At 42.8% G+C, this 1608-nt stretch carries 1 protein-coding gene and 1 pseudogene; both read left to right on the top strand.

What is annotated here, in order from left to right; translation table 11 throughout:
* Positions 1 to 59: 59 nt before the first annotated feature.
* Positions 60 to 179, top strand: a pseudogene (locus tag ABF638_RS37875) (transposase); the annotation flags it as partial.
* A 474-nt stretch (positions 180 to 653) separates the two neighbouring features.
* Positions 654 to 1370 (top strand): hypothetical protein, encoded by a 717-nt coding sequence (locus ABF638_RS37870; RefSeq protein WP_435027869.1) that lies wholly within the window; start codon positions 654 to 656, stop codon positions 1368 to 1370.
* The last annotated feature ends 238 nt before the right edge of the window (positions 1371 to 1608 follow it).

Below are 1608 nucleotides of genomic sequence, written 5' to 3'. Positions count from 1 at the left end.
GGCTTATCCCAAGCATTACCTACTCAAGTTTACCTAATTGATGACACGCCCTAGAAAGCTTCTGCTCGTTAGACGTATTTTGGAGTGGTTCTTATTTTGTTGCTAGTTGTGGTGGCGTTACGGTTTCTACTCTTAGAAAATATATTGAAGCGCAAGAATCACCCACAGAATCAACGTAAGAATTTGTTCGGTTCCTCCATGTTCTCTTGCCTAATTTCGCTCACGCTCAATATGAGTCAGAGAACTGTCGTCAACTCACACGCATTCATGAGCCAGCGCTGTAGACGGGTTTCCCGTCGCAGGCGACTGGCATCCCCACGCTCCTAAGAGTGAGGCGTGGGACTTCTGCTGAAACTAGTTAAACTTAAGTGGAGTGTCTAGGGGGTCATTGACTACCCCCACCCGGATCTATATCTGGGTGACAGCTAAGAAGAAACGGGGTAACGAGGTTTTAGCCCGTTGCATAGTTTCCGCTTAGAGTCTCCGCGTCTAAAGATGGGGGAATGTCAAAAAGATATGTTCGAGATTAGTCCATCTCATTGACGATAAAGTTGATTTAGAAGATTTCTAAATTTGTGTCAAAAAGATATGTTCGAGGTTAGTCCATCTCATTGCCCAGTGCGACCCTGCCCGTTACATCCAGAATCCTAGAGATGACCACATACCACCAATTAACAATTTGGGATGTGCTTGATGAGTTGTCCGAATCTCCACCAACTTCTTCTCTTGATGCTATGTGGGATTGTTTGGATGCGGAGCTAGAAAAATTACCCTTGGAGGCACAGTTATTAACCGCAGCGCTTGCCTTCAGTCAAATTGCGGATATTCTCAAGTCTCGTGCCGAAGTGCTGTTGCAAGATACCCGCGATCGCAATAGTCTTTTGGGGCCTGTTGTTAGCACCGATCTCTTTGCTGGTCTAGTGCGGACAACAATGCACCTAGATTTAGATGATTTGATTGAACCGCAAACACCACAAATCTTTAAACCACATGGCCCACACCAATTTTCATCTCCTAACCAGGAGGGTGATTCTGTAGCAGCACCTGTTGAAAAAGCGAATGTTTTGGCAATGCTCGATGAGGTGACAACTTTAGAAGATGTCCGCAATTTGGCATCAGATGAGGATGTGGAAAAATGGCAGAGCGCGATCGCTAACTACCTGATAAATGTCAAAGATGAGATTTCTTTAGTTAAACTGCAACGTGTGTTGCAAATGCCAATGGTAGAAGTCTGGTTGGGATTATTGCTGGGTGGGTTTACACTAGAACAGCGTGGTGATTTTTATCACAACCATAATGTCTGGGTGAAAAGCTCTCTAACTTCGGACATCTTCAATGGCATTGTACAGCATTCAACTGAGTTCAGTTAAGGCTCTACAACTGGCTAGAAATCAATACAATTAAATAGAACTTTGAAAGATGAAAGATGTGCAGTATCTTCGAGAAGATTAAAATTTAATAATAAGGGACTTCCAGTTAAAAAAATATCCCGTCGTAGGGTCGTAAGGTCTTGCACCCCTACAAATCTATAAATAATTTGGGATAATTTATTTCTAGCGTGGCAAAACTAACTAGAGCAAAAACTTAAACGTAGTAAATTCGTTATTA

Source organism: Nostoc sp. CALU 1950 (assembly GCF_051172895.1).
Lineage (GTDB): Bacteria > Cyanobacteriota > Cyanobacteriia > Cyanobacteriales > Nostocaceae > Nostoc > Nostoc edaphicum_A.
The sequence above is the reverse complement of the archived record's forward strand: the minus strand, read 5'-3'. Positions and strand labels throughout refer to the sequence as shown.

Excerpts from the sequence above, each read along its gene's own strand:
- ABF638_RS37870 (WP_435027869.1), top strand. The coding sequence starts at position 654 with ATGACCACATACCACCAATTAACAATTTGGGATGTGCTTGATGAGTTG.